26 protein-coding genes and 1 tRNA gene are annotated in these 26,485 nt (G+C 41.9%); 11 read left to right on the top strand and 16 right to left on the bottom strand.

Annotated elements, in window-relative coordinates; all coding sequences use genetic code 11:
• Positions 1–38: 38 nt before the first annotated feature.
• Together ACL8WY_RS10320 and ACL8WY_RS10315 are read right to left on the bottom strand one after the other, a co-directional pair.
• Complete coding sequence (locus ACL8WY_RS10320) at positions 39–1,172, bottom strand: helix-turn-helix domain-containing protein (protein ID WP_436514640.1); 1,134 nt, start codon at positions 1,170–1,172, stop codon at positions 39–41.
• A gap of 15 nt (positions 1,173–1,187) precedes the next feature.
• Positions 1,188–1,688 carry an N-acetyltransferase family protein gene (locus ACL8WY_RS10315; protein ID WP_436514639.1) on the bottom strand — a complete coding sequence of 167 codons (501 nt, stop codon included), beginning with the start codon at positions 1,686–1,688 and terminating at the stop codon, positions 1,188–1,190.
• Between the two features lie 88 nt (positions 1,689–1,776).
• On the opposite strand from ACL8WY_RS10315, the gene ACL8WY_RS10310 reads away from it, so the two are divergent.
• The 3 genes from ACL8WY_RS10310 to ACL8WY_RS10300 all read left to right on the top strand — a co-directional run bounded on the left by ACL8WY_RS10310 (position 1,777) and on the right by ACL8WY_RS10300 (position 3,938).
• Complete coding sequence (locus ACL8WY_RS10310; RefSeq protein ID WP_436514638.1) at positions 1,777–2,223, top strand: SRPBCC family protein; 447 nt, start codon at positions 1,777–1,779, stop codon at positions 2,221–2,223.
• Between the two features lie 219 nt (positions 2,224–2,442).
• Entirely contained in the window at positions 2,443–2,607 is a 165-nt protein-coding gene (locus ACL8WY_RS10305; protein WP_436514637.1) for a Lacal_2735 family protein, read from the top strand.
• A gap of 128 nt (positions 2,608–2,735) precedes the next feature.
• Positions 2,736–3,938, top strand: coding sequence for a glycosyltransferase family 4 protein (locus ACL8WY_RS10300; RefSeq protein WP_436514636.1), 1,203 nt, complete (start codon positions 2,736–2,738; stop codon positions 3,936–3,938).
• On the opposite strand, the gene ACL8WY_RS10295 is transcribed toward ACL8WY_RS10300, so the two are convergent.
• On the bottom strand, positions 3,927–4,907 hold the full coding sequence (locus tag ACL8WY_RS10295; RefSeq protein WP_436514635.1) for a gliding motility lipoprotein GldB: 981 nt from the start codon (positions 4,905–4,907) through the stop codon (positions 3,927–3,929). The two genes, ACL8WY_RS10300 and ACL8WY_RS10295, sit on opposite strands and share 12 nt — an antisense overlap.
• 41 nt (positions 4,908–4,948) lie before the next feature.
• Between ACL8WY_RS10295 and ACL8WY_RS10290 the strand changes: the two genes are divergently transcribed.
• Positions 4,949–5,563, top strand: a complete 615-nt coding sequence (locus tag ACL8WY_RS10290) for a porin family protein (RefSeq protein ID WP_436514634.1) — start codon at positions 4,949–4,951, stop codon at positions 5,561–5,563.
• A gap of 13 nt (positions 5,564–5,576) precedes the next feature.
• On the opposite strand, the gene ACL8WY_RS10285 is transcribed toward ACL8WY_RS10290, so the two are convergent.
• Together ACL8WY_RS10285 and ACL8WY_RS10280 are read right to left on the bottom strand one after the other, a co-directional pair.
• Positions 5,577–7,550, bottom strand: coding sequence for an alpha-ketoacid dehydrogenase subunit alpha/beta (locus tag ACL8WY_RS10285; RefSeq protein WP_436514633.1), 1,974 nt, complete (start codon positions 7,548–7,550; stop codon positions 5,577–5,579).
• Positions 7,551–7,583: 33 nt separating this feature from the next.
• Complete coding sequence (locus ACL8WY_RS10280) at positions 7,584–8,606, bottom strand: SPASM domain-containing protein (protein ID WP_436514632.1); 1,023 nt, start codon at positions 8,604–8,606, stop codon at positions 7,584–7,586.
• 26 nt (positions 8,607–8,632) lie between these two features.
• Here ACL8WY_RS10280 and ACL8WY_RS10275 point away from each other — a divergent pair, with 26 nt between their 5' ends.
• On the top strand, positions 8,633–9,808 hold the full coding sequence (locus tag ACL8WY_RS10275) for a lipoprotein N-acyltransferase Lnb domain-containing protein (protein WP_436514630.1): 1,176 nt from the start codon (positions 8,633–8,635) through the stop codon (positions 9,806–9,808).
• 31 nt (positions 9,809–9,839) lie between these two features.
• The gene (locus tag ACL8WY_RS10270) at positions 9,840–11,045 is read left to right on the top strand and encodes a carboxypeptidase-like regulatory domain-containing protein (protein ID WP_436514629.1); all 1,206 of its coding nucleotides are present in this window, start codon (positions 9,840–9,842) and stop codon (positions 11,043–11,045) included.
• Between the two features lie 3 nt (positions 11,046–11,048).
• Here ACL8WY_RS10270 and ACL8WY_RS10265 read toward each other — a convergent pair whose 3' ends face one another.
• The 5 genes from ACL8WY_RS10265 to ACL8WY_RS10245 form a co-directional block, all read right to left on the bottom strand.
• Positions 11,049–11,330: a DUF427 domain-containing protein gene (locus ACL8WY_RS10265; protein WP_436514628.1), complete on the bottom strand. Its 282-nt coding sequence runs from the start codon at positions 11,328–11,330 to the stop codon at positions 11,049–11,051.
• A 39-nt stretch (positions 11,331–11,369) separates the two neighbouring features.
• Positions 11,370–12,755, bottom strand: a complete 1,386-nt coding sequence (locus tag ACL8WY_RS10260; protein WP_436514627.1) for a sensor histidine kinase — start codon at positions 12,753–12,755, stop codon at positions 11,370–11,372.
• Between the two features lie 3 nt (positions 12,756–12,758).
• A complete protein-coding gene (locus ACL8WY_RS10255) occupies positions 12,759–13,562 on the bottom strand; it encodes a hypothetical protein (RefSeq protein WP_436514626.1) in 804 nt (267 codons plus the stop codon).
• 97 nt (positions 13,563–13,659) lie between these two features.
• On the bottom strand, positions 13,660–15,906 hold the full coding sequence (locus ACL8WY_RS10250; protein WP_436514625.1) for a M1 family metallopeptidase: 2,247 nt from the start codon (positions 15,904–15,906) through the stop codon (positions 13,660–13,662).
• A 23-nt stretch (positions 15,907–15,929) separates the two neighbouring features.
• Positions 15,930–16,517 carry a HupE/UreJ family protein gene (locus ACL8WY_RS10245; RefSeq protein ID WP_436514624.1) on the bottom strand — a complete coding sequence of 196 codons (588 nt, stop codon included), beginning with the start codon at positions 16,515–16,517 and terminating at the stop codon, positions 15,930–15,932.
• 104 nt (positions 16,518–16,621) lie between these two features.
• Here ACL8WY_RS10245 and ACL8WY_RS10240 point away from each other — a divergent pair, with 104 nt between their 5' ends.
• Positions 16,622–17,110 carry a DUF6702 family protein gene (locus ACL8WY_RS10240; RefSeq protein WP_436514623.1) on the top strand — a complete coding sequence of 163 codons (489 nt, stop codon included), beginning with the start codon at positions 16,622–16,624 and terminating at the stop codon, positions 17,108–17,110.
• Here the strand turns inward: ACL8WY_RS10240 and ACL8WY_RS10235 are convergent.
• Genes ACL8WY_RS10235 through ACL8WY_RS10220 form a run of 4 tightly spaced genes read right to left on the bottom strand, consistent with a single transcriptional unit; the run spans position 17,107 to position 19,721 of the window.
• Positions 17,107–17,526 (bottom strand): energy transducer TonB, encoded by a 420-nt coding sequence (locus ACL8WY_RS10235; protein WP_436514622.1) that lies wholly within the window; start codon positions 17,524–17,526, stop codon positions 17,107–17,109. The two genes, ACL8WY_RS10240 and ACL8WY_RS10235, sit on opposite strands and share 4 nt — an antisense overlap.
• Before the next feature lie 12 nt (positions 17,527–17,538).
• On the bottom strand, positions 17,539–18,072 hold the full coding sequence (locus tag ACL8WY_RS10230) for a 2'-5' RNA ligase family protein (protein ID WP_436514621.1): 534 nt from the start codon (positions 18,070–18,072) through the stop codon (positions 17,539–17,541).
• A complete protein-coding gene (locus tag ACL8WY_RS10225) occupies positions 18,065–18,922 on the bottom strand; it encodes an alpha/beta hydrolase (protein ID WP_436514620.1) in 858 nt (285 codons plus the stop codon). The genes ACL8WY_RS10230 and ACL8WY_RS10225 overlap by 8 nt, the downstream gene beginning before the upstream one ends.
• Complete coding sequence (locus ACL8WY_RS10220; protein ID WP_436514619.1) at positions 18,882–19,721, bottom strand: alpha/beta hydrolase; 840 nt, start codon at positions 19,719–19,721, stop codon at positions 18,882–18,884. The genes ACL8WY_RS10225 and ACL8WY_RS10220 overlap by 41 nt, the downstream gene beginning before the upstream one ends.
• A gap of 189 nt (positions 19,722–19,910) precedes the next feature.
• On the opposite strand from ACL8WY_RS10220, the gene ACL8WY_RS10215 reads away from it, so the two are divergent.
• The 4 genes from ACL8WY_RS10215 to yaaA are packed head-to-tail and all read left to right on the top strand — an operon-like array spanning position 19,911 to position 25,321.
• Complete coding sequence (locus tag ACL8WY_RS10215) at positions 19,911–22,361, top strand: zinc-dependent metalloprotease (protein ID WP_436514618.1); 2,451 nt, start codon at positions 19,911–19,913, stop codon at positions 22,359–22,361.
• A 52-nt stretch (positions 22,362–22,413) separates the two neighbouring features.
• Positions 22,414–23,502, top strand: a complete 1,089-nt coding sequence (locus tag ACL8WY_RS10210; protein WP_436514617.1) for a chorismate mutase — start codon at positions 22,414–22,416, stop codon at positions 23,500–23,502.
• A 38-nt stretch (positions 23,503–23,540) separates the two neighbouring features.
• Entirely contained in the window at positions 23,541–24,506 is a 966-nt protein-coding gene (locus tag ACL8WY_RS10205) for a polyprenyl synthetase family protein (RefSeq protein WP_436514616.1), read from the top strand.
• Between the two features lie 38 nt (positions 24,507–24,544).
• Positions 24,545–25,321: a peroxide stress protein YaaA gene (yaaA, locus tag ACL8WY_RS10200; RefSeq protein WP_436514615.1), complete on the top strand. Its 777-nt coding sequence runs from the start codon at positions 24,545–24,547 to the stop codon at positions 25,319–25,321.
• Positions 25,322–25,396: 75 nt separating this feature from the next.
• On the opposite strand, the gene ACL8WY_RS10195 is transcribed toward yaaA, so the two are convergent.
• Positions 25,397–25,471, bottom strand: a tRNA-Pro gene (locus ACL8WY_RS10195).
• Between the two features lie 19 nt (positions 25,472–25,490).
• The gene (locus ACL8WY_RS10190) at positions 25,491–26,429 is read right to left on the bottom strand and encodes a CPBP family intramembrane glutamic endopeptidase (RefSeq protein ID WP_436514614.1); all 939 of its coding nucleotides are present in this window, start codon (positions 26,427–26,429) and stop codon (positions 25,491–25,493) included.
• Between the last annotated feature and the right edge of the window lie 56 nt (positions 26,430–26,485).

The following is a 26,485-nucleotide window of genomic DNA, read 5'->3' as shown; positions in this document are numbered from 1 at the left end:
ATGAAATCTACGCGAGTTATTTACTCTGGAAGGTTCATTCAATTGATTGGAACCTGATTTTCCTGAAGCTTTTTAAACTCCGTTGGCGTAAGCGTGGTAAGCTTCTTGAAATTTCTCAGGAAAGAAGACTTATTTGAGAAGCCGCTATCCAGTGCGATGTGTAAAATTTTTGCCTTTTGGTACTCTTTCGAAAGCAACAATTCCTTTGCGTGATCAATCCTGTGCTGATTGATTAGATCGTAAAAGCTGATGTTTAGACCTACGTTTAGCAGCTGGGACAATTCATGATTTGAGATGTTCAATGAATTGCTAATATCACTTGCAGACACCGCCGATTTAAGATAAGGTTTTGAAGATACAAATAACTCGTCAAGCTTATTGCGGAGCATCTTCATCTTCTCATCATCGAAGGCAGAGTATTGATAATCGGAAGCCTTAAAGTTGGATTCCAGCAGGGAAGGACTTAAAAATGCAATGTAGCCAATAGCATGAATCAGAATAGTCAGGCTTGTTAGGTTTACATGAAAAAACAACATTTGAACGTCGAGAGAGGTCCAGCTCAGTGCAGACAATGAAATGCTAATTAGGACATAGAAAAAGAATCCAACAGATACTTCTCTCAAGGCAAAATACTTCTTCATTTCCTTCGCCTTCATTCCATTTTGGGCGGACGCTTTTATAAGTCGATAAGATCTGTAGACATAAAAGAGCGTGCTGAAGATATAGACCAGATACCCGAAGAAATAGACATTAAATTCCCCGGGCTCTCCCGATGATTGCTGGCTCATTTCATACACCCTCACCTTAACCGCTGCATCAAGTGCATAAAATGGAATGAGAATAATAAACTCAAACAGAAACGGAGCTAGATGTAATAAATCTGCCGCTTTTAGTGAGGCGCCTTTTAGTGAAGAGCGTATGTACAAATAGAAAAATGGGCCGATCAGAAAAATGACAGGAAGCGTAGTGAAGTATAAGTGTGGTATCTGTATGATATATCCTGAAGAATAGATCACATTCTCTAAGAGGTAAAAAGAGAAAAGCAGGATCAAGAGAAACAAGAATACGTTCTCTCGAAATGATTTTTTTATTACGATTAGTGAGGCGAGAAATACACCATGAAATGCCGCGAACAAATAAATTATTTCAGAAATGGTCAGGTCTAATGACATCTTTAAAGATACGAGCTATTCAAGAATCAGTTCCCAATAGCCAACATCAATCCACCGCTCAAATTTGAAGCCTACATCCTTGAAGTGACCGATTTTTTTGAACCCAAGCTTTTCATGAAGTCTCTGGCTGGGCTCGTTGGGCAGAGACATACCTCCAATGATTGCACGATATCCTAATGATTTCAGCTCATGCAGGAGATGTGTATAAAGCTTTTTCCCGTAACCTTTGCCTCCATGGTCTTTGTGCAGATAAACTGAAGTTTCGGTGGTCTTGGAATATGCTTCACGCTCCTTCCATTGTGTAGCGTATGCATAGCCGATTACTCGACCTTCCACCTCTAAAACAACCCAAGGGAGTTTATATTCATTCTGGACTTTGTCTATTCTAATATCCATTTCCTTAGCAGAAATAGGTTCCAATTCGAAAGTAGCATGCGAATGGAAAATGTAGTGATTGTAGATTTCTACAACACTGGAGGCGTCTTGGGATTTGGCAGAGCGGATCATCTCATTCATTGAATTGAAGTTACGGTACGGATCCCAATTTAAAAATCACTTCAAATTTCATTTTAAACTTTCTCAACACATATCGGTTCAATACGGTGTGAGAATCACAATAAAAACGAAAGTTCCAGTATCACTGCAAAAAGTGAAGGCCGGATTTACCAAAGATCTTTTCCTAAAACTCAATCCCCCTTTTCCTCCTGTAAAACTGGCTCAGTTCGATGGATGTAAGGCCGGCGATAAGGTAGCGCTCGAATTAAATTTCCTGCTATTCAAACAACAATGGGTGAGCAACATCATTGAAGATTACGAATCTGACATTCAATGGTATTTTATTGATATCGGAGAGAAGCTTCCATTTTTCTTGAAATCATGGAAGCATGTACATGAGGTGAAAGCAGTTGATTCGAATTCGATCATTATCGATGACATTACATATACAACGGGCACGCTGCTGACAGACGCGTTCATGTATCCTTTACTCTTGCTCCAGTTCGTTTACAGGAAGCCGATCTACAAGCGAATTTTCAATTCTGAAAACAAGTAAGTGTTCGACTACTAGAATCATCCATTAGAAACTTGCTGGGCTTCAAACAAAAAAATGTCAGATAGTAGAAAGTGCAGGTAAGCAAAAGGTGAACATCAGTTTTTACTGGTAGTTTTCATCGAAGAAATCGTAGCGTTTACAGAGAGCCTATTGCACGAATATTCATCAAGATTAATCTTCGCTGAGCATTTATATCACTAATTACACACTAGCTACATCATGATTAATTTTTTTAAACAAAATAAGATCTCATCACTCCAGAAGAAGTATGACAAACTGATGAAAGAGGCTTATGACTTTTCACGTTCTAATCCCGAAATAAGCCAACAAAAACAGCTTGAAGCCCAAGAGATACAACGAGAAATAATTACTCGCTCCAATTGACCTTAATCTGTATAGCAGCTCATATGCGTTGGAAATAAGTAGGATTAAAAGTACTTGTTACCGATGATGATGTTGTTTTCTTCGAAAACTCATTTGGTTTTTTCGAAATCCAACACATCTTTAAGCCTGTGAAGATTCTTTACGTCCATCAATATTTTAAAACACCAGAAGAAGGAGGATCAATCAGGTCCCACTATTTGGCCAAAGGTCTTGTTGATGCTGGGCATCAAGTGACCATGATTACGGCACATAATGCACCTTATGAGATCAAAAAAATTGATGGAATTCAGGTGCATTACCTGCCAGTGTCATATGACAATAGTTATGGATTTGTTCAAAGACTTTGGGCCTTCTGGAGCTTTGTAAAGCTGGCAAAGAAAGAAGCAAAGAAGCTAGCGAAACAGGATCTCGCTTACGTAATGACAACCCCACTCACTACCGGATTCATTGCAACCTACCTAAAAAAAGAGCTAGATCTTCCTTACTATTTTGAAGTCGGTGATTTATGGCCGGAAGCTCCGGTGCAAATGGGTGTGATTAAAAATAAGTGGGTTAAAAAATGGCTGTTCTCCCTTGAAAAAAGATTCTACTTTGAAGCGGAAAAAATAATCGCCCTTTCGCCGGCAATCCGGAATTACATTGAAAAAGTGAGCCCGAACACACGCGTATATGTAATACCAAATATGGCCGACTGTAACTTCTTTGAAGCATCGTATTCGATAGGCGATTTCAGTGAAACAAATCAGTTTCAGATTACTTATTGTGGAGCCATAGGCAAAGCAAACCAGCTGGAATATTTTCTGGATGCTGCCAGACAATCCAGAGAAGCCCAGCTCCCAGTTCAGTTTAACATCATTGGGTACGGATCAGAGCTTAAACGACTTAGATCTAGCTCCAAACGATTGAAAAATGTTTCTTTTTACCCACACTCAAGCAAGCAGTGCGTTAAAAACCTACTGAATAAAAGTGATGCTGTTTATGTCTCTTTTAAGGACGTGAAAGTGCTTGGAACCGGAAGTCCAAATAAACTCTTTGACTCACTAGCCGCAGGCAAATTAACCATCATCAATTTTGATGGTTGGATAAAAAACTTAGTGACCAAGAACAAATGTGGATTTCATCACAATCCTTATTCTACCAGCGAGTTTGTGCGAAAGCTAAAAGTCTTTTTGGATTCCCCGGAGCTACTGGCAAAATATCAGCGCAATGGACGCAAACTTGCCGAGCTCTACTATGATAAGGATATTCAGATTACCAAGCTTCTTAAGATCCTGAACAACGAATATAAATTCGAGGTAACTGACTCTGAAGTATATATCCTAACTGCCTGATGGCTTATATCCCGATTGGGTAAACAGCTTATTCAGATCCGTTTCAGCCATTATTTCAGTAACTGATGCGCCGGTTTTCTCTGCATATGCATTCACTATTTGCCATCCAAGCCACCGACCGATTCTTCCCGGACACTTATCACCTATCTCATATACGTTGGGTCTTTCGCCAAGAAATTTTTGCTTAACCGTGTGATTCGTCTCATATAGCCACTCATTTTGCACGAAGTTGGCCCAGATGATTTGATCATTTTCGAAAACATCTTCCCATTCATCCTCTGTATATCCGATCAAAATTCGTTCGGGCGTACAGGGTAATATTTTGCTTAGCAGGTAGTAAGACTTTCCATAATCTATCATTTCGGAGAGCATCTGATCTCCTCTCCCGGTTTGAATGTACTGACTGGAGACAAACTGTAAAATGCTTGCTGCCAAGTGCTGGGTAGTGTATCGAGCCAGGATGTAATTAGGTATTTGTTGTGGCTTGTAGCTAGCACCTTCTCCGATAAAGAAGTCCATTCCTATCATGATGTGCTCATTGGAAATAAACAGATCGTTGTATAGTCCGGTAACTGCCGTTTGCACCCTTGGAGAAGGCGTTTGAGGATAATAGGTTTTGAGTCTGCCTAAACCTTCTTCCAAGGTATTCACCACTTCATCAAAATTCTTAAAGGCTTCAACAGACTCCTGATATAGAGTATCAATTGAAGGGTTTTGAATTAAACCAAACATCCTTTCGGCGAGTATCGTATTTGTCGGGTATTGATCAGAGTGGAGAAAAAACTTTGCGAAATCCGGATGGCTTTCAAGAAAACCCTCCACCTCTTCGACAGATTTTCTGCTGAATAGTTCCTGTTCCAATCGATCAACTTCCAAAACAATGGATTCCGGCTGAACAGAATCACGGCAAGGTTCACTGGCGCACGAAGCAAAGAAAACAACACAAATCATTAGGAGGACTACTCGCATACTATCTATTTTTGAGGCAAATTTAGAAGTAACAACGACATATGAAGAAGTTTCTTTTCTTACTCCTCATTCTTTCATCTGTAGCATCAATGGCACAAGTAAAGCTTGGGTTGAAATTAGCTCCGGTGATATCTTCAAATAGGGCTAAAAATGACCTGCAGACAGTAGAAAATGATGGTTCGAAAATGAAATTTTCGATTGGGCTGGTTGCAGATAAAACACTCTCAGATACATACTACCTCAGCTCGGGCCTCATTTACTTGCCTAAACGAATTGCATTTCGCAGTGCCGATGGAACTGTAGAAGAGGAATATAAGCTTCAATATTTGCAAATTCCGGCCACACTAAAACTATTTACCAATGAGCTTGCTCCTGATATGAAGGCTTATCTACAAGTTGGAACGGCATTGGAGATCAAAGTATTTGACGAGGCTGAGGATCCGTCTTTTGTAAACATTGAAAAGTTTACACCAATAGATATTCCGGTGATTTTAGGCGCAGGTATTGAGTATCGTGCAGGCATCAATACAACTCTCTTTGGAGGTTTTTCTTACCAACGAGGCTTGATCAATGCAGTAAACGAAGCTTCTGCCGCCTTTGAAGATTTACAGCTTCGCAATACCATCTTCTCTATAGATTTTGGCGTAAAGTTCTAATCGTCCAAAAAGGCTAATAATCAAGTATTTTCTGAACGGTATCCTTCAGTCTTGAGTTTGGCAAGAAGTTTCTTTCCAGATCAGCAGCAAATGGCACAGGAGTATCGAGACTAGCCTCACGCATGACAGGAGCATCCAGCGACTCAAAACAGTATTCTGATATCCAGGCAGCAATTTCTCCACCAATACCACCAGTCATACAATCTTCATGAAGGACCACTACTCGTCCTGTTTTTTCTGCTGAAGTACGAACAGCTTCTTTATCCCATGGAAGCAAGGTTCTTAAATCAATGATCTCAATGGAAGCTTCTAACTCATCAGCCACTTGATTGGCCCAATGCACACCCATTCCATAGGTGATAATGGACATATCCGCACCATTACGATTGACTACAGCCTTTCCTACCTCGGTCGTGTAATAGGCATCCGGCACATTTCCACTCAGTGACCTATAGAGTGCTTTGTGCTCGAAAAATAGATATGGATTTGGATCTTCTATAGCAGCAGCTAACAAGCCTTTTGCATCATGTGGGTTGGAAGGATAAACGATTTTGAGTCCGGGTGTGTGAAAAAACCAGGCCTCATTTGACTGTGAATGAAAAGGTCCTGCGCCAACGCCGGCGCCTGTTGGCATCCGAACAACAACATCTGCATTTTGTCCCCAACGGTAATGAATCTTTGCAAGATTGTTCACAATCTGATTAAATCCTTCCGTTACAAAATCAGCAAATTGCATTTCTACAACAGCCTTCATTCCGGCGATACTTAACCCAAGAGCTGTCCCTACAATAGCTGCTTCACAAAGTGGGGTATTTCGAATTCTTTCCTTTCCGAATTGCTCCATGAAACCTTCGGTAATCTTGAAGACCCCACCATAATCAGCTATGTCTTGCCCCATAATCACCAATTCGTCGTGTTTTTCTAATGATTGTCTCAATCCATCGGAAATAGCATCAACTAATCGCTTTTCTGATTCCTTCCCTTTTGATTGTATGACCTTTTGCTCATACGGATAAAACAGGTCCGCAATTTCTGTTTCGGTATTTGCTTTAATAGAATCCTCAGCAAAAGCTTCTTTTACTGCTTCACTTATTTCCTTCTGTATCGACTTTCTGATCTCAGTGATATCATCATTGGTGCAAACTTTTTCTTTGATTAGATAACTCTCGAATGCTTTTACTGGATCCTTCTGAGCCCATTTCTCCATTAATTCTTTTGGCACATACTTTGTGCCCGAGGCTTCTTCATGCCCTCTCATACGGAAGGTCTTTGCCTCAAAAATGACTGGCCTGGGATTTTGTCTGATATCTTCGATAAGCGGCTCCAATTCATTCAATACTTCCAAAATCGAATTGCCTTCTACACTGTAGGCCTCCATGCCATAAGCAGGGCCTTTCACCACAAACGAGTCAAAATTGAATTGCTCTCGACTAGGTGTTGATAATCCATATCCATTGTTTTCAATAACGAAAACGACCGGGAGTTTCCAAACAGAGGCCACATTTACGGCTTCATGAAAATCCCCCTCACTGGTTCCACCATCTCCTGTGAAAACGAGACTTACCTTTTCCTCCTTTTTCAGAAGATGGGAAAGTGCGATTCCATCTGCAATTCCAAGCTGTGGCCCTAAATGGGAAATCATGCCTACGATATTGAAATCCTGTGTGCCAAAATGAAAGCTTCGATCTCGACCTTTCGTAAAGCCTTTGATCTTTCCTTGAAACTGAGAAAAGAGGTTTTGAAAAGGAACACCTCGTGTAGTGAATACGCCCAGGTTTCGGTGCATTGGCAAGATGTATTCTTCCTTCTCAAGTGCTAGTGCAGCTCCTACAGAAATGGCTTCTTGTCCGATACCGGAAAACCATTTACTGATTTTTCCCTGACGAAGAAGAATCAGCATCTTGTCTTCTATCAGTCGGGGCGTTACTAAAGCTTCATGAATGGCTAGAAGCTCTTCGTTGGTCCGGTCTTTACGATCAAATTTCATAAGTTGAGTGATATGAAGTGCGAAATAAGTGCATCAGGCCCAAACCGTCAGCCCTTCTGTGCAGTTTTTGCAAATTTCTATTTCTGATCTTGCGGTGAGTAATGACTTTCGAAACTTATCATAGGGTTTTGAAAACCATATTTCCTGGAATGGATCGGTTGATACATTTCCCATACTATGCGACGCATCCTTATCAAAGCAACACGGAATCACCTGTCCATCCCAGGTGATGACACAGGATTGCCACATCTTCCAGCACTTATTTTCCAGCTTATTTTTAATACTGAACGTCCCATCGCCATTGGCCTTGTATCTCGAGTACTTATTGATTGAGGGAATCAGGTCATTACCGTTTTGGTAGTCGTAGATCTGTGCGGTCTTGAATGCTACCTTATCTACACCGTATTCTTTTGCTAGTTTTTTAATCTTGGGTATTTCATGCTCATTGGGTTTCACTACCAAAAATTGCCACATCACTTTTGGACTTTTTGACTTTAGTATATTTCGCCATTTAAGGATGTTTTCGGTTCCTTCCAGGACCTTCGTCAGGGCTCCTTCTTTGCGGTAGGATTCATACGTTTCCTGAGATGCCCCATCAATGGATATAATTAATCGATCCAATCCAGATTCCACTGTTTTCTTCGCATTTTCATCGTCCAGAAAATGAGCATTGGTGGAGGTGGTCGTATATATTTTATGCCTTGAGGCGATTTTCACCATATCCAAAAATTGCGGATTCAGATAGGGCTCACCCTGAAAGTAGAAGGTGAGGTAGAGCAGTTGATCGCTTACATCCTTCATTATTTTTTCAAAGAGAGTAGTATCAAGTTTTCCCGTAGGACGCGTAAATGATCTCAGTCCACTTGGACATTCGGGACACCTTAAATTGCATGCAGTTGTCGGCTCAATTGCCATGCTTATCGGTAGACCTGCTATGTTGGATTTACCTGAGTTGACGGAGCGCTGATAGCTTCTCCAAACTTTCCACGCATTGAATATTCTTTTTGGCGTTAGTTTTGAAGCGAGCGAGAAGCTATCGTGTAGATTGATCAACATTAGAAAACAAAGTAAACACTTGAATCATGAGATTCGTATTCCTGAGCCTCCTATTTTTAGTTACATCTTTTTCACAAGCTCAGATAAAACTCTCCGAGCAGGCAGAGATAGCAGTAATAACCATAGGGCCGTATCAAGGTGAAGTGTGGTCTGCCTTCGGCCACAGTGGAATACGCGTTGTAGATCCCAATTCAGGAGTTGATTGGTTTTACAATTACGGACTTTACGATTTTGACCAGGAAAATTTCTTCCTGAATTTCGCTCAGGGCCTACTTAAGTATAAGGTTGGTGTAGGCAGATACGATCGCGTATATGCTTTTTACAAAAGTCAGAACCGATATGTAAAAGAGCAATATTTAAACCTGACGGCTGAGGAGAAACAACAATTTTTTGATTTCCTCCAAACCAATGTGAAGCCGGAGAACGCTGAGTATCTCTACAACTATGTGTATGATAATTGCGCTACCAAAATTCGTGATGTTGCCGAAAATCTCTATCCTAATAGAATTGAATTTGACCTAAGCTATAAAGAAGAGGGCAAAACGATCCGCGACTTAATGGATGACTATTTGGATTATCAGCCTTGGGGAGATTTTGCTATTGACCTTGGACTTGGACAGCAAATAGACAAAGAAGCAACGGCCTATGACTATATGTTTCTGCCGGACTATGTTCACTCGGCGTTTTCCGGTGCGACAATTGACCGAGACAGCCTGAAGGTTCCCTTGGTAAAAAGAGAAGAAACTACGTTTGTGCCTGAGGAAGAAGCTTTCGTGAATGGACTTCTTACACCATTTAACACCTTCGTACTACTGTTTTTCATCGTTGGGTTGATTACACACCGCAACATGAAGTATGGAAAACGAACCAAGTGGGTCGATTCATTAATATTTTCATTGGTTGGTTTTGCGGGCTGGTGGGTAGTGTTCTTGTGGTTTGGGACGGAACATCTCTCGCAACGAAATCTGAACATCCTCTGGGCGATTCCATTTCACTTTCCACTGGTCTTCTTTACAAGCAGAAAGCGATTCAGAAATTTCTTCAGAATCTATTTCAAGGTTGCTGCCTATTGGTATTGCGGTTTGCTATTAATATGGGCCCTACTTCTGCAGCCGCTTCACCAATCTCTTGTTCCACTGGTTTTGACCATGGTGCTTCGGAGCTTTTACATCAGTTATGACTTGCGGAAACAAAAGTCATAACTATATTTATAGTTATGCGTAAGAGGAGTGTATGCGGATAACTAGCCTCATCATATTTCTTGTCTGTTTCACGATTGGACTTAGCTCTTCTGCCCAAATAATTGAGGGTAATGTGTCAGACAAAAACACTGGTGAGCCAATTCCATTTGCGAACGTGTTCTTCTCCGGGACATTGATTGGCGCAACCACTGATCTAGAAGGGAATTTCTCATTTATCATTCCAGCAGAAGGCAAGTACGAGCTCATTGTTTCATATGTCGGGTATCAGGAGTTTTCTCAGCCTGTTTTGACTTCCGAAAAACTTCCATTTTTTCAGGTCGCACTTGAACCAAAAGTTATTGCCCTCAAAGATATTCACGTAAACGCGGATACTTCCGGTTGGAAAAACAACTACCCCATTTTCAAGCAACTCTTCCTCGGGGAAACAGCTAATGCAGCAAAGGTTGATATTAGCAATCCAAGGGACATATTCTTATTTTTTGATCCAGTAGAAAACGGACTTTATGCACACTCTCGAAAAGAAATTCTAATAGATAACAAAGCATTGGGATATCGAATTGGCTATGTAATGCAGGAGTTTCGAATGGAATACAAAAGTCATCTATTCTACTCTTTTGGAATCCCACGTTTTGAGGAAATGAAACCAAAAGGAAAGGGTCAGATTCGCAGATGGGAGAAAGCACGAGAGACAGCCTATCGAGGTTCATTTAATCACTTCCTTCGATCTTTCAAGAACAATACATTTGTCGAGGAAGACTTTATTGTTCAAGAGCTTTACCGAGTCCCAAATCGTAAGCGTCCACCTCAGAAACTGATTGATGAAAAACTGTCTGTAAATAGTATCAAATCTGGAAAATATGCACGAGTTCAAATCAGCGGGACTCCTGATTCAGACAGCCTGAACTATTGGGTAAGCATGCAACGAATGCCTTCAACAGTTGACAGCCTGGGAAAAGTAATAGAAGATAATAGCCTTATACAAAACGGAACACTTAAATACAAAGGGCACCTGAGAATCACCTATACCAAGGAAAATGAAGATCTCTCCTATTCAAGATATAGAAGAGGTGGTGGGTCAGATACCAAACAGACCTCTACTGTTTATTTCAATGACTTTCTCACCATCTATGACAATGGTTATTATGATGTGAAAAAAGTGTTTTTTGAAGGGTATATGGGATGGTCGGCAAAGATTGCCGAAATGCTCCCCCTGGAATATACGCCAAGCGATAGGTAGAACTTAGTTTTCTACCTTCACTCCTTTCCAAAAGGCTACATAGCCCTTGATGTTCTTGGCTAGTTCGCTTGTTTCTGGATAGTACCAGGCGGCATCTTTATTTTCTTCCCCATTAACTTCAACAGAAAAGTAACTAGCTGTTCCCTTCCAGGGACACACCGATTGAGTAGCTGTCTCTTTGAAGTAATCCTTTTTGATAGAAGATGGAGGAAAATAGTGATTCCCTTCTACTACTACTGTGTCATCGCTCTCAGCGATTATTTCACCGTTCCAAATTGCTTTCATAATTCTATTTATTAGATACTAATAAAGGTATTAAAGCCCTTATTGGTTTCGCTTGAGGTCAGGTAAATAGATATAGAATGTCGTCCCCTTACCTTTTTGCGAGAATACATCAATGGTGCCTTCCATATGTCCGAGTGCATCTTTCACCAGGTAAAGGCCAAGGCCGGTTCCGTTTGAAGACTTATTCGCTCTGTAAAACATATCGAAAATTCTGGGCAGGTGTTTTTCATCAATTCCAGCGCCATTGTCTGAGATTTGAAGGTTCAGTCCGTTTTCTTCCTGGCTAATTTTTACGATAATTTCCGCATTGGGCTTACCGTCATGATATCGAATGGCATTGCCAAGAATGTTTGTTAACACCGTATGCAGTCTTGCTTGATCTGTGTTCAAAACCTTTTCCCCATTCACCTCCACAGTGAGCTTTGGCTGAATGATATTGGGGTCTATAAGCGTGCTAAACTCTGCTTTTATTTCATTTTCCAGGTCTATTTCTGTGATTGCCAGATCGGCTTTTTGACCCTTTCTAAGGGTAATGATATCACGGATAACATTGTCCGCCTGAAGTACACGAGCGTCAATGGCTGTTAGAAATTCGTTGATTTTTTTTTCGTCATCCGACACGCGTATTGCTGAAACAATGCCCGATATGGTAGTCAGTGGTGATCGTAAATCATGTGAGGAACGATATAGAAAGGTGTCCAACTCCGTATTGGCTTTTTTAAGGTTGTGTTGCTCAATCTCTAAAACACTAATGATCATCCCTAGGCCCATCAAAGCCTGTAGGAATATATCAATGGCTCCCATATAGTATGGTACTTCGCCAAAGTAATTGACGGGTGTAATGGGTGAGAGCACCACAAAAAAATAGTTTAACTGAAGTAAGCCATATGCAATGAACGAGAGCAGAATAAATCGAATGCCAATTCCTGTTTTGGCTATAGCCCAGAGCATTTTAGAGCAAATAATAAAAAGAACTCCAGCTACCATCGATCGAATTCCTACACGGTAGAATATGCGATATTCCCCGGCAACAGGATCATCGAAATTCATCGCAACAAGGAATACGGAAATAGGAATAATCAGAATGGTGATTATTCTCAAGTGATTTCGATTGATTTTCTTGGTTCTTGAAATCTCTCTTGTGCCGGCATAAAGCCATAAGATTTGAAGAAAACTAGCAATAACGGTGACAAAAGAAACCAATAATCTGACCGGGTGATCCAGTGGCAATAAAAAGGCATTGGCCAGAGCCACACATGAACCGATCATATTTACAAACAATGCAAGCCAGCTCCAGGACCAATAGTCAAAGAAATTGTTTCTATACTGGCGAAAAAATTTCCGCAGTATCAGCATTATCACCAAAGCAAGTAATCCTTGAATGGCGTACTGTACGAATACAACTTTGACTGGCTCGGGAAGCATCTTCTATTGAGTCAACTGAAAATCGGTAAATGTGCCTTCAGGCACTATTTCCATCACCTGGATATCTGACATCTCATATTTACCTCTATTGCCAGCAAGCCAGATTTCACCATACTTATTGTAATCAGCCCATGGAGTAACAAATTGCGGCTCTAAAGCAGAAGAATCCGGATAATATGCCCACTGGGTAATTAGCTTTGAGTCTGTATCTACCCAGACTTCATATACATTTTGTGGGGTCACCCCAACATCTTCAAAGGCGAGGCTCACAACATCTGCACTTTCTCCGGTCATGGTCGTGTCTTCCCGCAAGTACTTAAGAGTCACTCCAGAGTCTTTTAGCTTAAATGGCATCACCAGCCAGTATGAATCATTGACCCACATTCCATAACCTCGATCCAGGTAATAATCAAGCGAATCAGTCATGACTGTTCCTCCTTTCATCACCTTACCTTCTCTTGAATTGATATTCATAAGAATGGTGAGGTCATTCTCCGGAACCTCTATTCGAATATCGCCGGTTGACTTATCCCATATGTGTTTTCTTCTGCCGAAGAAATTCCAGCCGATGTATCGTGTGTTGTCCCAGGCTTTGCGTCCACCCATGGCCAGCATGGCTTTATCCGCCAATAAGGTTGCAAGCAGATCTGAGCCTTCCTGATTAAATCCTTCTGCTGGTGGATTATTGTATTCAACATACTCGCCTCCGTCTACTGCAGTGCTATCAACACTTTCGGGTGAGCGTGATCCCGTTGAGCACGAGGATAGTATCATTAGTAGCGCTATTGCGCCTATTAGGTTTTTCATAGTAGGATTTTTAATGACAATAAATATAGGAATAAAAAAAGGAGACCATAAGTGGTCTCCCTTTAGTTTAGGTTGGTTGTGTTTCTTTTTAGACATGTTAGTCTTTTCCTTCTTTAAACTGCTCAAAACGGTCACCTTCTTCTGTTCTTGGGAACACATTGTTGTCCGTGTAAGCGTCAGCAGTCATTTGATCCGGATCGATCACAATTTTAGCAACTTGTTTGTCCTTCATGAAAACTTTTGTCACTTCTTTTTCATTAATCTTCCAGATTTCTGCAGGAATTTTTTGCAGTTCGACTGATCCGTCAACATACGTCCACTGAATCAAAATCGGTGTAACCAGTCCACCTTTGTTCTTTAAGGTAAGTTCATAGAAGTTCTTTCCTTCAGCAGACTGCTTGATTTTGTCCTGATCCATGGACTGGCGATATTCCCCTGAACCGCCCGTCCACTCCTGGAATACGAATGGTTGCGGATCACTGCCAAAGTCTTTATTACCATCATTGTTTCCATCTATACCTTGTCCTGCGCCTTTGATATTTCGTGTTTCAAGGCCATTTTCTTCTGATTGCATCTGGAACCATCGCACATTATCCAGCGATACGTCTACATAGTCTGTGCCATAGAACCAGCCTCTCCAGAACCAATCCAGATCAACTGCTGATGCATCCTCCATGGTGCGGAACAAGTCAGCAGGTGTTGGGTGTTTGAATGCCCATCTTTCAGCATAAGTCTTGAATGCTTTATCAAAAAGCTCAGGACCCATTACCGTAGTTCTTAGCAAATTCAAAGCAGTTGCAGGCTTAGCGTATGCATTGCTTCCAAACTGTCTGATTTGCTCAGAATTTGTCATGATTGGTCTTACCAGACCTCTTTCCCCACTCATGTAAGGAATAATTTTATCCGCCGGTCCTCTTCTGGATGGGTATTCATAGTCTAGGTAGTTATCGTCAAACTCTTGCTCTGTCAGATACTGAACGAATGTGTTCAACCCTTCATCCATCCATGTCCACTGACGTTCATCCGAGTTGATGATCATTGGGAAGAAGTTGTGCCCGACTTCATGGATGATTACAGAGATCATTCCGTGCTTCAGTCGGTCAGAATATGAGCCGTCTTCATTTGGTCTGCCATAGTTGAAGCAAATCATCGGATACTCCATACCTATGGAAGCAGTATGAACTGAAATAGCTACCGGATAGGTGTATTCAATGGTGAATTTAGAATACGTCTCAAGCGTTTGCTTCACGGCAAGTGTTGAGAATTCTTCCCAAAGTGGATTGCCCTCCTTTGGATAGTAAGACATTGCCAATGGTTCGTTTCCATCGCTAAGCTTTACGGCCATCGCATCCCAGATGAATTTTCTGGAGGCGCAGAAACCATAGTCTCTTACGTTTTCAGCTTTAAACTTCCAGGTTTTGGTGTCTTTGGCTTTTGTCTTTTCGTTTTTCTTGGCTTCTTTCTCGGTAACGATGATTACCGGCTTTTCATAGCTCTTTTTGGCTTGCTCAAAACGTTCCATCTGCTCTGCGGTCAGCACCTCGCCTGGGTTCTGAAGCATACCGGTTGCTCCTACCACGAAATCTGAAGGAACGGTTAAGTCTACTTCATAATCACCGAAGGTAAGCGCAAACTCACCTCGACCTAAGAACTGCTTATTCTGCCATCCTTCATTGTCTATGTATACCGCCATTCTTGGGAAAAACTGCGCGATGGTATACAGGTAGTTGTCTTCTTCTTCAAAGTACTCGAGTCCTGATCGTCCGCCATCCGTCATCCGGTTATTGATGTTGTACATCCAGTCGATGCTGAATGACATATTGTCGCCAGATTTCAATGGTTTCTCAAGGTCAATCCTCATCATGGTTTTGTTGATGATGTAGGTCATGTCTTTTCCTCCACTCTTAACTGACTTGATCTTGAAGCCACCGTCATAGTCATTGTCTCCTGTTAGCCTGAAAACAGCAAATGCACTCAACGTATCTCTCATACTATTTCTTCCGATGAGAGGAGAGTCAGAATCTCGTGCTCGCATGTTTTGATCCAGCTGTACCCATAGGTATTCAAGATCATCCGGAGAGTTATTGTGATAAGTGATAGACTCGCTACCAGTAATTGTCTGGTTGTTGTCGTCCAACACAATTTTCATTTTGTAATCGGCTTTTTGCTGCCAATATTGATGACCCGGTGCACCGGATGCTGTGCGATACACATTTGGAGTTGGCAGCATCGTTCCCAGCTGCTCAAACTTCTGTTCCCATTCCGTATCTTTTTGTTTTTGATCCTGAGCCAAGGCTACTGTTCCGACCAAAAACGCCACGATTAATAGAAAGCTATTCTTCATAGTTACGTTTAGTTAATAATATTTTAGTTCAAGTAATTTGTATCTAGCATAAGCATGAGTGCGATTCCGCCAACTGCCGAGGAGACAATCATCTTCCAATCCTTCCTGCTGACACCTCCTAATCCGACGAAAATGAAGCTAATCACCATAAATAATCCAACGATTATTATTTGACCGACCTCTAATCCTACATTAAAGGCAAAAAGCTGTAAGATGATTGTCTCATCGTTGCCTAATAAAGCTCGGAGGTAGTTTGAAAACCCCAGTCCATGAATCAAACCGAAAAAGCCTGCATAGCCGTAATTTCTCCAAATCTTGCCTTCTGCGATGCGATCTTCTTTGGTAAAGAGATTTGAAATAGCTGTTATGAGGATTGTGACCGGAATCAGAAACTCAATCAGATCCGCGTTTATCTTGATAATCCTCATGGTGGCCATAGCCAGCGTGATGGAATGACCGATGGTAAAGGCTGTGATCAGGATCAGTACTTTTTTCCAATCAGTGGACTGATAAAGGGCACAAAGCACAATCACAAAAAGTATGTGATCATAGCCATTAACATCTAAAATGTGATCAAATCCAAGACCGTAATACAATCTAAATTCACTCATGGGGTAGCGAATATAAGGCAACGAATTGATCCGCTGATTTTCGATGTGCAACGATTTGATGAACGGTATTGACCTGAGGCACGCCTTTTGCCTAGATTTGAAACATGATTACAACAGCACTTATCATTTTCCAGTCATTGATACATCCATTTCACGTAAGTGTATCGGATATCAAATACAAGGAAGACAAGAAAGCTATCCAGATTAGCATGCGTATTTTTCTTGATGATTTGGAGATGGCGCTGCAGGCCTATACAGGAAATGAAAAACTGGACATCACCAAGGAAGAGGATTGGGATTTTGTCAAAAAAAGTTTGAAACCTTATGTGCTGGGACGGTTGAAACTCTGGGACGCTAGGGACCGGGAATATGAGCTCAATTGGGTAGGTGCTGAGAAGGAAGAGGATGTAATGTGGTGCTACATCGAAATAGATAAAGTGAAGAAACTTGATCGTGTAAAGGTTTGGAACAGTGTCTTACACGAAGTATGGGGCGACCAAGAAAACCTGGTTCATTTCAGAGCCTTTGATGATGTGCAGAGTGCGAGGTTGTATAAAGGAGAAGACTCGGAAGTATTTGAGTGGGATAACTAGTTGTCTTTTTTGGCATTATCTAACCCGAAAAGGATGTTCTGAATCATGATTTGACGAACAGGCTTTCCATCAATTTGTCCCGCGTTCCAGGGGGAAGATTTGGCAAGAGCCCGCATGGCTTCTTCATCACAGCCAGCACCAATTCCTTTTACTACTTGCAGGTTGGTTAATTCTCCGTTTTCTTCCACAATAAATTGGACAAAGACTCTACCTTCAACTTCATCTTCTAACGCAGATTCCGGATATTTCATTTCTGAACGCAAAAATTTAAAAAATGCTTTGTGCCCCCCGGGGAAAATTGCAGGCTGATCTACTAAAGTGTATACACCTGTATATTTACTACTAATAGAGTCTAGTTCTTGCGCAGAAGAACAAGTGATTGTTAGAACAAAACAGAGGGCAATTAAAGCTTTCATACTACAATCATATCAAAAAATGAACACATTCCATTTCTTGCCATCGTGCTTCAATAGTGTTATTTCATCAGCTTCAAACACAAAACTTACCTTACGATTCTCAAACGCTTTCTTGGCTTCATAAAACATCGGCTTTTTCAAGTCTCGAAAACCAATGGTCACATGTGAATGAAATGGCCGGTTCTTATAGTTGGCATTGTCCAGTTTCAGCATTTTTCTACATGTATCAACCACCTTTTTTTGAAGCGCCTCCAACCTTTCATTTTCCTTTACATCCACAAACACCACTCGAGGCTCGAAAAAATCAAAATTCCTTAGCTCTATTTCGAGAGGATCATGCTGATTATTGAGCGTTTCCATAACCTGCACCAATTCTGTTATGCGTTTGTCTTTCCACTTGAATGGCATGTGAAGTGTGATATGCGGAGGTGATTTCAAGGCGTGCTTGCTTCCATATTTTTCAGCAACCTCCAACTTGAGCTGTGTGATCTCTTCTTGAATTGAAGGAGGAGGAAGGACAGCAATGAAGTATAATGACTCACTCATTTTCAAGCACCTGTTTCATCGATTCCCAGTAGGATGGAAAGGTTGACAAATCATTGTGATGACCACCTTCGATGGTGTAAAACTGAGCCTCTTTTCCGGAAAGGCTTTCATAGAGTTTCTTCCCCGATGCATAATCTACAACTTCATCTCTGGTGCCATGAAAAATGGAAATCGGCGCAATACATGATTGCAAAGCTGCATAGTTCTTGTAATTGTAGCTCAATAGGAAATCAATCGGGTAGATTGGAATGATGTCCTTAGCCACATCTTTCAGACTGTAAAATGGAGTTTCTAAAATAACCATGCTCGGTTGGTTTTTGCCCGCCAGATAACTTGCAAATGCTGAGCCAAGGGACCTACCAAATAATATGATATTCTCTTCTGATGCCAGTTGAAAAGCATATTTATAGATCGCATCCGCATCCGATAACATCACCTGCTGGTTTCTTTCTCCACTGCTTTTGCCATATCCTCGATAGTCTATGATAAACACCTCATATCCCAATTCCACAAAAGGATAAACGACCTCTCCCCAGCGGGCCAGGTTGCCGGCATTGCCATGGAAATAAACAATAAGCCCCTTGGATTCGGCTTGAGTAAAATGAAGCGCATTGATGACAGCCCCGTCCTCCATGGTGATAAAGTGCTCATCAAATTCTGCATCAAATGAATAGTTGTAGTCGTTTGGTAAATCCTCGGGCAGAAATATCAAGCGCTCCTGAAGTAAGAAGATCACTAAACCCAATGCTAGGTATAGCCCAACGAAAATCAGGGAAACAATTTTAATGGTATTAAGCATCAGATATCTTTCAATTTTTCTCTTTGCGCTTAAATGAAAGGCTTGTCTCATCTGGTTTAATGGGAGTAAGCTCTTCCGTTTTCACAATTTCTTCCAACATCCGGTGATACTCCTCATGTGTGTAAAGGTCATTGTGCCCAGCACCAATTACAGAGTACAGTCGGGTGACTTTCGGGTTGATGTTAGACAGGGCCAGACTGGATTTATAGGGAATCAATTTGTCTTTCGTACCGTGAATAATCTTAATGGGACATCCCACATATTTGATCCATTTGTAAGTTCTCAACGGATATTTCAAAATCAATGATGCCGGCATAAATGGAATGTAGCGCTTAGCCATCTTCGTCATGCTATAGTAAGGCGACTCCAGAATGAGCATGCGCGGATTATTGTTGCTGGCCAACTTGGTGGCAAATCCTGAGCCCATAGATCGACCATAGATCGTGATGTATCTTTCATCTACCCGGCTTTTGAGTATCTCGTAAACTCGCTGCATATCATGTTTAATATCTTTTTCGGATCGCCTCAGTCCAATGCTCTTACCAAAGCCACGGTAGTCTACCATCACCACATCAAACCCCAAACGCGTGAAATCTACAGCAAACTTTCCCCAGCCTTTGATGGAACGTGAATTTCCCTTTAGATAAAGAACTACACCCTTTGGTTCCGGAATGCTAAAATGAACGCCATTGATTCGTACATCATCGCCTACATACAAATTATGTTCTACACTTTTCTGATTTGGATATTTGAACTCAAAGTCGGCCGGCAGCTTCTCTGGTTTAAACAAAAACCTTTCTTGTAAGAAATATGCCGCCACATTGGTGATAATGTAGATTGATAGAATCACTATGATGATTGTCCAAACCAATGCCTTAAATTATGCCTGTTTTAAGAAGTTCTCATTAAATATATGAAATGAAATGTCCATAATGGAACAACCCTCACATTCCAAGAATCAAGAGAAGAAGTGAAAACTCATACTCTGCCTTGAAGTAATGGATTATTCCATTTCACTAGTTGAACAAAACCAATACCTATGAAATACTGGAAAATAGCATCCCTTCTAATCATACTTACAAGTTGCCAAACAGCAAACACACCCTCGACTTCAACAGCATCCGCTTCAGATGATGGATTATCAGCCTTTACCTCCTCAATGGAAAAGCAAGAAGGTTACTTCAACTTCTACTATGATGATGACGCTGGCCGCATGTTCCTTGAGGTAGATAACTTAGACCAGGAGTTCTTATATGTCAATTCACTTGCCGCTGGAGTCGGTTCAAACGATATTGGCTTGGACCGAGGCCAGCTGGGCTCTGAACGAGTGGTGAAGTTTGAAAAATATGGAAACAAACTATTGCTTGTTCAGCCAAACTATGATTACAGAGCTGTCAGCGAAAATCAAGACGAAGTGAAGTCTGTAGCTGAGGCTTTTGCCACTTCAGTTATTGGCGGGTTCGAAATAAAAACCAAAAGTGATAACTCCTACCTGATCGATATCACTCACTTTCTTTTAAGAGATTCGCATGATGTAAGTGGAAGACTGAGAGGTTCCAATCAGGGTAGCTTCTCAGTGGATAAATCGCGATCTGCTATTTATATGGATGCCACTTTCAACTTTCCAAAAAACACCGAATTCGAATCCATTCTCACTTTCAGCGGCGATGCACGAGGCTGGTGGCTCAGATCAGTGACTCCAAATCCTGATGCAGTCACTGTCCGCACACATCATAGCTTCATCGAGTTACCGGACAACAACTATACACCTCGCGTCTTCGATCCACGCTCAGGGTTTTTCAATATCTCTTACCAGGATTACGCCACACCAATAGAAGATCCTTTGGTAAAGCGATACATCGTCCGACATAGACTTGAAAAGAAAGATCCCAATGCAAAGTTAAGTGAAGCTGTAGAGCCAATCATTTACTATGTAGATAGAGGAGCACCTGAGCCAGTAAGATCAGCTTTGATTGAAGGTGCCAGCTGGTGGAATCAAGCTTTTGAGGCAGCAGGATATAAAGATGCTTTCCAGGTAAAAGTAATGCCCGAAGGTGCCCATCCACTAGATGTGAGATACAACGTCATCCAATGGGTGCATCGATCAACCCGTGGCTGGAGCTACGGCGGAGGCATCACAGACCCACGTACCGGAGAAATGATCAAAGGGCATGTAAGTCTTGGCTCGCTGCGTGTTCGTCAGGATTTCCTCATTGCGACCGGACTTTTACAACCATATGAAAATGGAGATGAGAGACCAAATGCCATGACAGAAATGGCTTTAGCACGATTGAGACAGCTTTCTGCACATGAAGTTGGCCATACTCTTGGGCTGGCGCACAACTTTGCGGCTAGCGTGAATAATCGGGCTTCAGTGATGGACTATCCACATCCATATGTAAAAATGGATGATCAGGGAAATATTGACTTGAGTGAAGCCTATGATGATAAAATCGGCGATTGGGACAAAGTGACCATCACTTATGGTTACAGCGACTTTCAGGATGGAGAGAATCAGGAAAAACTCAATCAAATACTTGAAGATGCATTTAGCAAAGACCTGAGATACATCACCGATCAGGATGCGCGACCTTCGAGTGGGTTACATCCCGAAGCACACCTTTGGGACAATGGAACAAACGCCGCGGTGGAATTAAACCGAATGATGAAAATCCGAAGAACCATCTTGGACAAATTCTCTGAAAAAGCCATCCGCACTAATGCGCCAATGAGCTCTATCGAAGAAGTACTCGTGCCAATGTATTTATTTCATCGCTACCAGGTGGATGGTACTTCCAAACTTATTGGTGGTTTGAATTATAGCTATGCATTACGTGGAGGAGATCAGCTTGTGACAGAAATGCTAACCACAGATGAACAAATGGGTGCCCTGGAAGCGCTATTAAATACCGTGAAAGTTGAAAACCTAAGATTGCCGGAAAGCTTGCTCGGTCAGATTCCACCACGAGCATATGGTTATCCACGGTCAAGGGAAACTTTCCAGTCGAAAACCGGTCCGGCATTCGATTATTTGGCTGCCGTCGAGACCGCTGCAAGTGTACCATTTAGCTTCATCTTTAATGCAGATCGATTCAATCGATTGCTGACATTTAAGGCAAGAAATAGTAATCAGCCGGGAGTTGATGCCGTTCTGGATCGAATGATAAAAGCCGTGTGGATGAACCCATCGTCCAATGGAGCAGATCGCACAATCCAAAGAGTTGTTGAGATGGAAATGCTGAGTCATCTGATGGGACTAGCAATGAATGACCGTGCATATGACGAAGTGAGAGCAAAAGCTCTGGCGAAAATTAAAGAGGTAAGAACATACGCCAATGGTCGAAAAGACCGAAGAAACAACGATGATGGCACGTACTATAGGTATGTGATGACTCAGATCGATCGTTTCATGGAAGAGCCGGATGAATTTGAAATGCCGAACACGATAAAAGCGCCCGATGGCTCTCCGATTGGAAGTTGTGATTTTTAGAGAATTGATAAATCCATTTCCTTTGAACCGTGTTTAGTCTCAAAGCGATATAATGAAGACACGACCCATTTCCTTGTTTAGAGACAAGCGACCGATAATCATCTCAGGTCCTTGTAGCGCTGAGAGCGAAGAGCAAGTCTTACAAACTTGTGAGGCCATCGCTAAATCAGGCAAGGTAGACGTACTAAGAGCCGGAATTTGGAAGCCAAGAACACGTCCAAACAGTTTTGAAGGAGTTGGAGCCGTTGGTATAAAGTGGCTTGCTAGGGCCAGAGAAGCGACAGGTTTGCCCATAGCAGTTGAGGTCGCAAATACTAACCATGTGGAAGAGGTACTTGCTCATAATGTAGATATTCTCTGGGTAGGTGCACGAACCACCGCCAATCCATTTTCGGTACAAGAGATAGCAAATGCACTAAAAGGCACGGATGCCACAGTTTTGGTCAAAAATCCAATTCATGAAGATGTGGAGCTATGGACAGGCGCCCTTGAGCGACTGAATCAGGCAGGGATTGAAAAGCTAGCCATGATCCATCGAGGATTTGCACAGCATGGAAACAGCGTTTACCGAAATGAACCCAAGTGGCAGCTTGCAATAGAAATGAAACGTCGCTTTTCAGATATCCCATTAATCTGCGATCCAAGTCACATTTGCGGCAAGAGAGACTTGATTCAAGGCGTTGCCCAGCAAGCATTGGATATGAATTTTGATGGACTGATGATCGAGTCGCATATCAATCCGGATGCGGCTTTGAGCGACAAAGAGCAGCAGGTATCTCCGCAAGATCTACAAAGTATACTTGACAACTTGATTATCCGTCGTTCCGATATTACGGATATTGAGCTTACGGAGAAACTCCAACTTTTGAGAAATCAAATTGACTTAATAGATGATGATCTGGTGAAACTCCTGGGTGAGCGCATGAAGGTTGCCGAAGAAATAGGCCTTGTAAAAAAAGAAAAGGGAATCACCATTTTGCAAACCGAACGTTGGGAGGAGATCATCAAACGAGTGACCAAAAATGGATCTATGCATGACCTGTCACAGGATTTTCTGGAGCGATATCTCAACGCCATACACCAGGAATCCATCGAACATCAAAATGATGTAATGAATACCTCCGAGTTAGAAGAAGAATAAAACAACAGAAAGCTTCAGGGGTTTTATCTTGCAGCCGCATGAAAGAACAACTTCAAAAAATCGAGGAAAGACTAACCAACTTATCTCTTGGAGATCAGCCGGAAAACCTCTATGAACCTATCCGCTACCTGCTTTCATTGGGTGGAAAGCGCCTAAGACCCATGCTTGTCCTGCTCGGGTATGGACTAAAAAAGGAAGATTATACCTCCAGCATTACGCCAGCATTGGCTGTAGAGGTATTTCATAATTTCACCTTGATGCATGATGATATCATGGATGAGGCTCCGATCCGAAGAGGACAGCCCACAGTACATGAAAAGTGGAACCAAACCGTAGCGATTCTGAGTGGTGACACCATGATGGTGAAGGCTTATGACCAGCTGTTGGAAGGGCCAAAAGAATCATTAGCAGAGGCATTAAGAAAGTTTAATAAATGCGCAATTGAAGTGTGTGAAGGTCAGCAGCTGGACATGAACTTTGAGTCGTTCGATACGGTAACAGAAGCTCAATATCTAGAAATGATTCGCTTGAAAACAGCCGTCCTTTTAGGCTTTAGTTTAGAATATGGCGGATTGCTTGCAGGCATGGATGACGAGCAGTTGTCGCAGCTTAACTCGATTGGAGAGAAAGCCGGAATCGGGTTTCAATTGATGGATGACTTGCTGGATGTGTACGGTGACAAGGCCAAGTTTGGGAAGCAAGTGGGCGGTGATATCGTTTCCAATAAGAAAACCTATTTACTTATCAAAGCTCTTGAACTCGCTAATGGTGCTCAGCGAAAAGAAATGGACAAATGGCTGTCTGTCCAGGACTTTGATATAACTGAAAAAGTGGATGCCATTAAAAATATTTATGGCGAGCTCGGCATCTTTGAAATGACTCAGCAAAAAATGAATGGCTATTACGACCAGGCTTTTGCTTTACTAAATTCATTAGATGCCAGGGCAGAAGGAAAGAAAGCGCTAACTGATTTCTTCGAGAAATTGATGAAGAGGGAACGATAGCCTCGGTTTTCCTATTTTTAATCTAAAATGTTCATGTTATGATAGCAGTAGTATCTCCCGCAAAAAATCTGGATTTTAAGACTCCCTTCAATGCAACTCCAAGCCAGCCACGTTTGATGGAGTGCACTCAGGAATTAATTGATGTGTTGCGAAAGAAGTCTGTGGATGAAGTGAAAGATCTCATGAGCATCAGCAAACAACTAGCAGGACTGAATGTCCACCGCTACAAGGAGTTTGATTTTGAGCACAATAGGGACAACTCAAAACCTGCTGCGCTTGCCTTTAATGGCGATGTTTATCAAGGACTAAAAGCCGAAACTTTTGATGACAAGAAGATGGACTTTGCCCAAAAGCATTTCCGGATATTGTCCGGGCTATATGGGCTGCTCCGTCCGCTTGATTTGATCCAACCCTATCGATTGGAGATGGGAACCAAGCTGGCTTTTGACGATTATCAAACACTCTATGATTATTGGGATAAGAAGATTCTTAATCTGCTTTTGGATGATCTTAAGGCGCAAGGGGATGACATCATCCTAAACCTGGCATCCAATGAATACTTCAAGTCTGTAGATAAAAAGAACGTCCCTGCCAGGATTCTAAATGTGGAGTTTAAAGACCTGAAGAATGGCAAGTACAAGATCATCTCTTTTTATGCCAAGAAGGCACGAGGCTTGATGTCTCGCTTCATGATCGAAAACCAAATCACAGATCCGGGTGATCTTCGCGCGTTTGATTATGAAGGTTACTATTTTGATGAGTCGGCTACTGAAGAAAATAAGCTGGCCTTTAAGAGAGACGGAAAAAAGAAGTAAACACGGTTGGATTTCCAGCTGATCGTATCCTACCATCCAAACAAAAAAACCACCATAAAGGTGGTTTTAAACTCGTCGGGATGACTGGATTCGAACCAGCGACCTCCCGCACCCTAAGCGGGTACTCTAACCGGACTGAGCCACATCCCGAACTACTTCAAAGTTAATTCTACTGCTGCATCCACCCAAACAATTCCATCAGCCAGGCTACACCCAGATGGATAAAAATTCCACCCCAAATGTTTCGGCTGTTATAGGAAATCACGCCCAGCAGATACCCACCGAAAAGTGAGCTGATCGTTTCTCCCAAGGGCTTACCAAAATGCAAAAAGGCGTAGGTAACAATCATTGGGAGCACAGCGTATCCACCCAGCGTGCGAGAAAATGCAAAAATCAAAAAGCCCCGAAAAATCAGCTCTACAGAAATAAAATCGCTCCCGTAGCATAACTCATATATGGTGACCAACCACCATTCGGGTACACCAGGATTCGCCCTCAGGTAGAGGTTGGCACCAGACCCACGATAGCGCGGGTAGAAGTCTTGAATGTCTCCCAGGAATGAACCAATGCCAATGAAAACTGCAGCTATGCCAAGCAAAAGCAAGTATGGGCGTGCTTCAAATTTTTTCCAGCTCAATCCATAATAAATCTTCGATTCATCCTTTTCCAGCAATGGATAAAGAATCAAAAGCGGTATCACCACAAGGATCAGACTCGATGCCCAGTTTACGCATCGGATTACATAATGATACTCCATTTGAGGCAGGTATTTCAACCATTCAGTAAATCCATAAAAGGAGCGATCCAATGACAGTAGCCCAAACCCAACAATGAATTTGATCCAATAATTGGTGCTTGTCAGCCAATCTCTTTTTTTACCAAAGGCGAACAAGATGAGACAAACGACAAAGAATGGCATAGCATGGAATAGAAACATCCATAGCCACTTGATTGGCTGCCCGTTGTAAGAATCAATTACACCGTCCTCAAAATCAAAATGATAGTTGAGCGCGATACATATCGTAGCAAAGACGGCCACTACACCGTAAAGCTTCCAATCAAAATGCTCGCGTTGATAATCTTTGAGGTACTGAAGAACTTTCTTCATCGGTCAGGTTAATGGAAATGAAAATCCTAAATTAGACCATTCATCTCAAAGCATCC

It is taken from the genome of Ekhidna algicida (assembly GCF_051379705.1).
Classification (GTDB): domain Bacteria; phylum Bacteroidota; class Bacteroidia; order Cytophagales; family Cyclobacteriaceae; genus Ekhidna.
The sequence above is the reverse complement of the archived record's forward strand: the minus strand, read 5'-3'. Positions and strand labels throughout refer to the sequence as shown.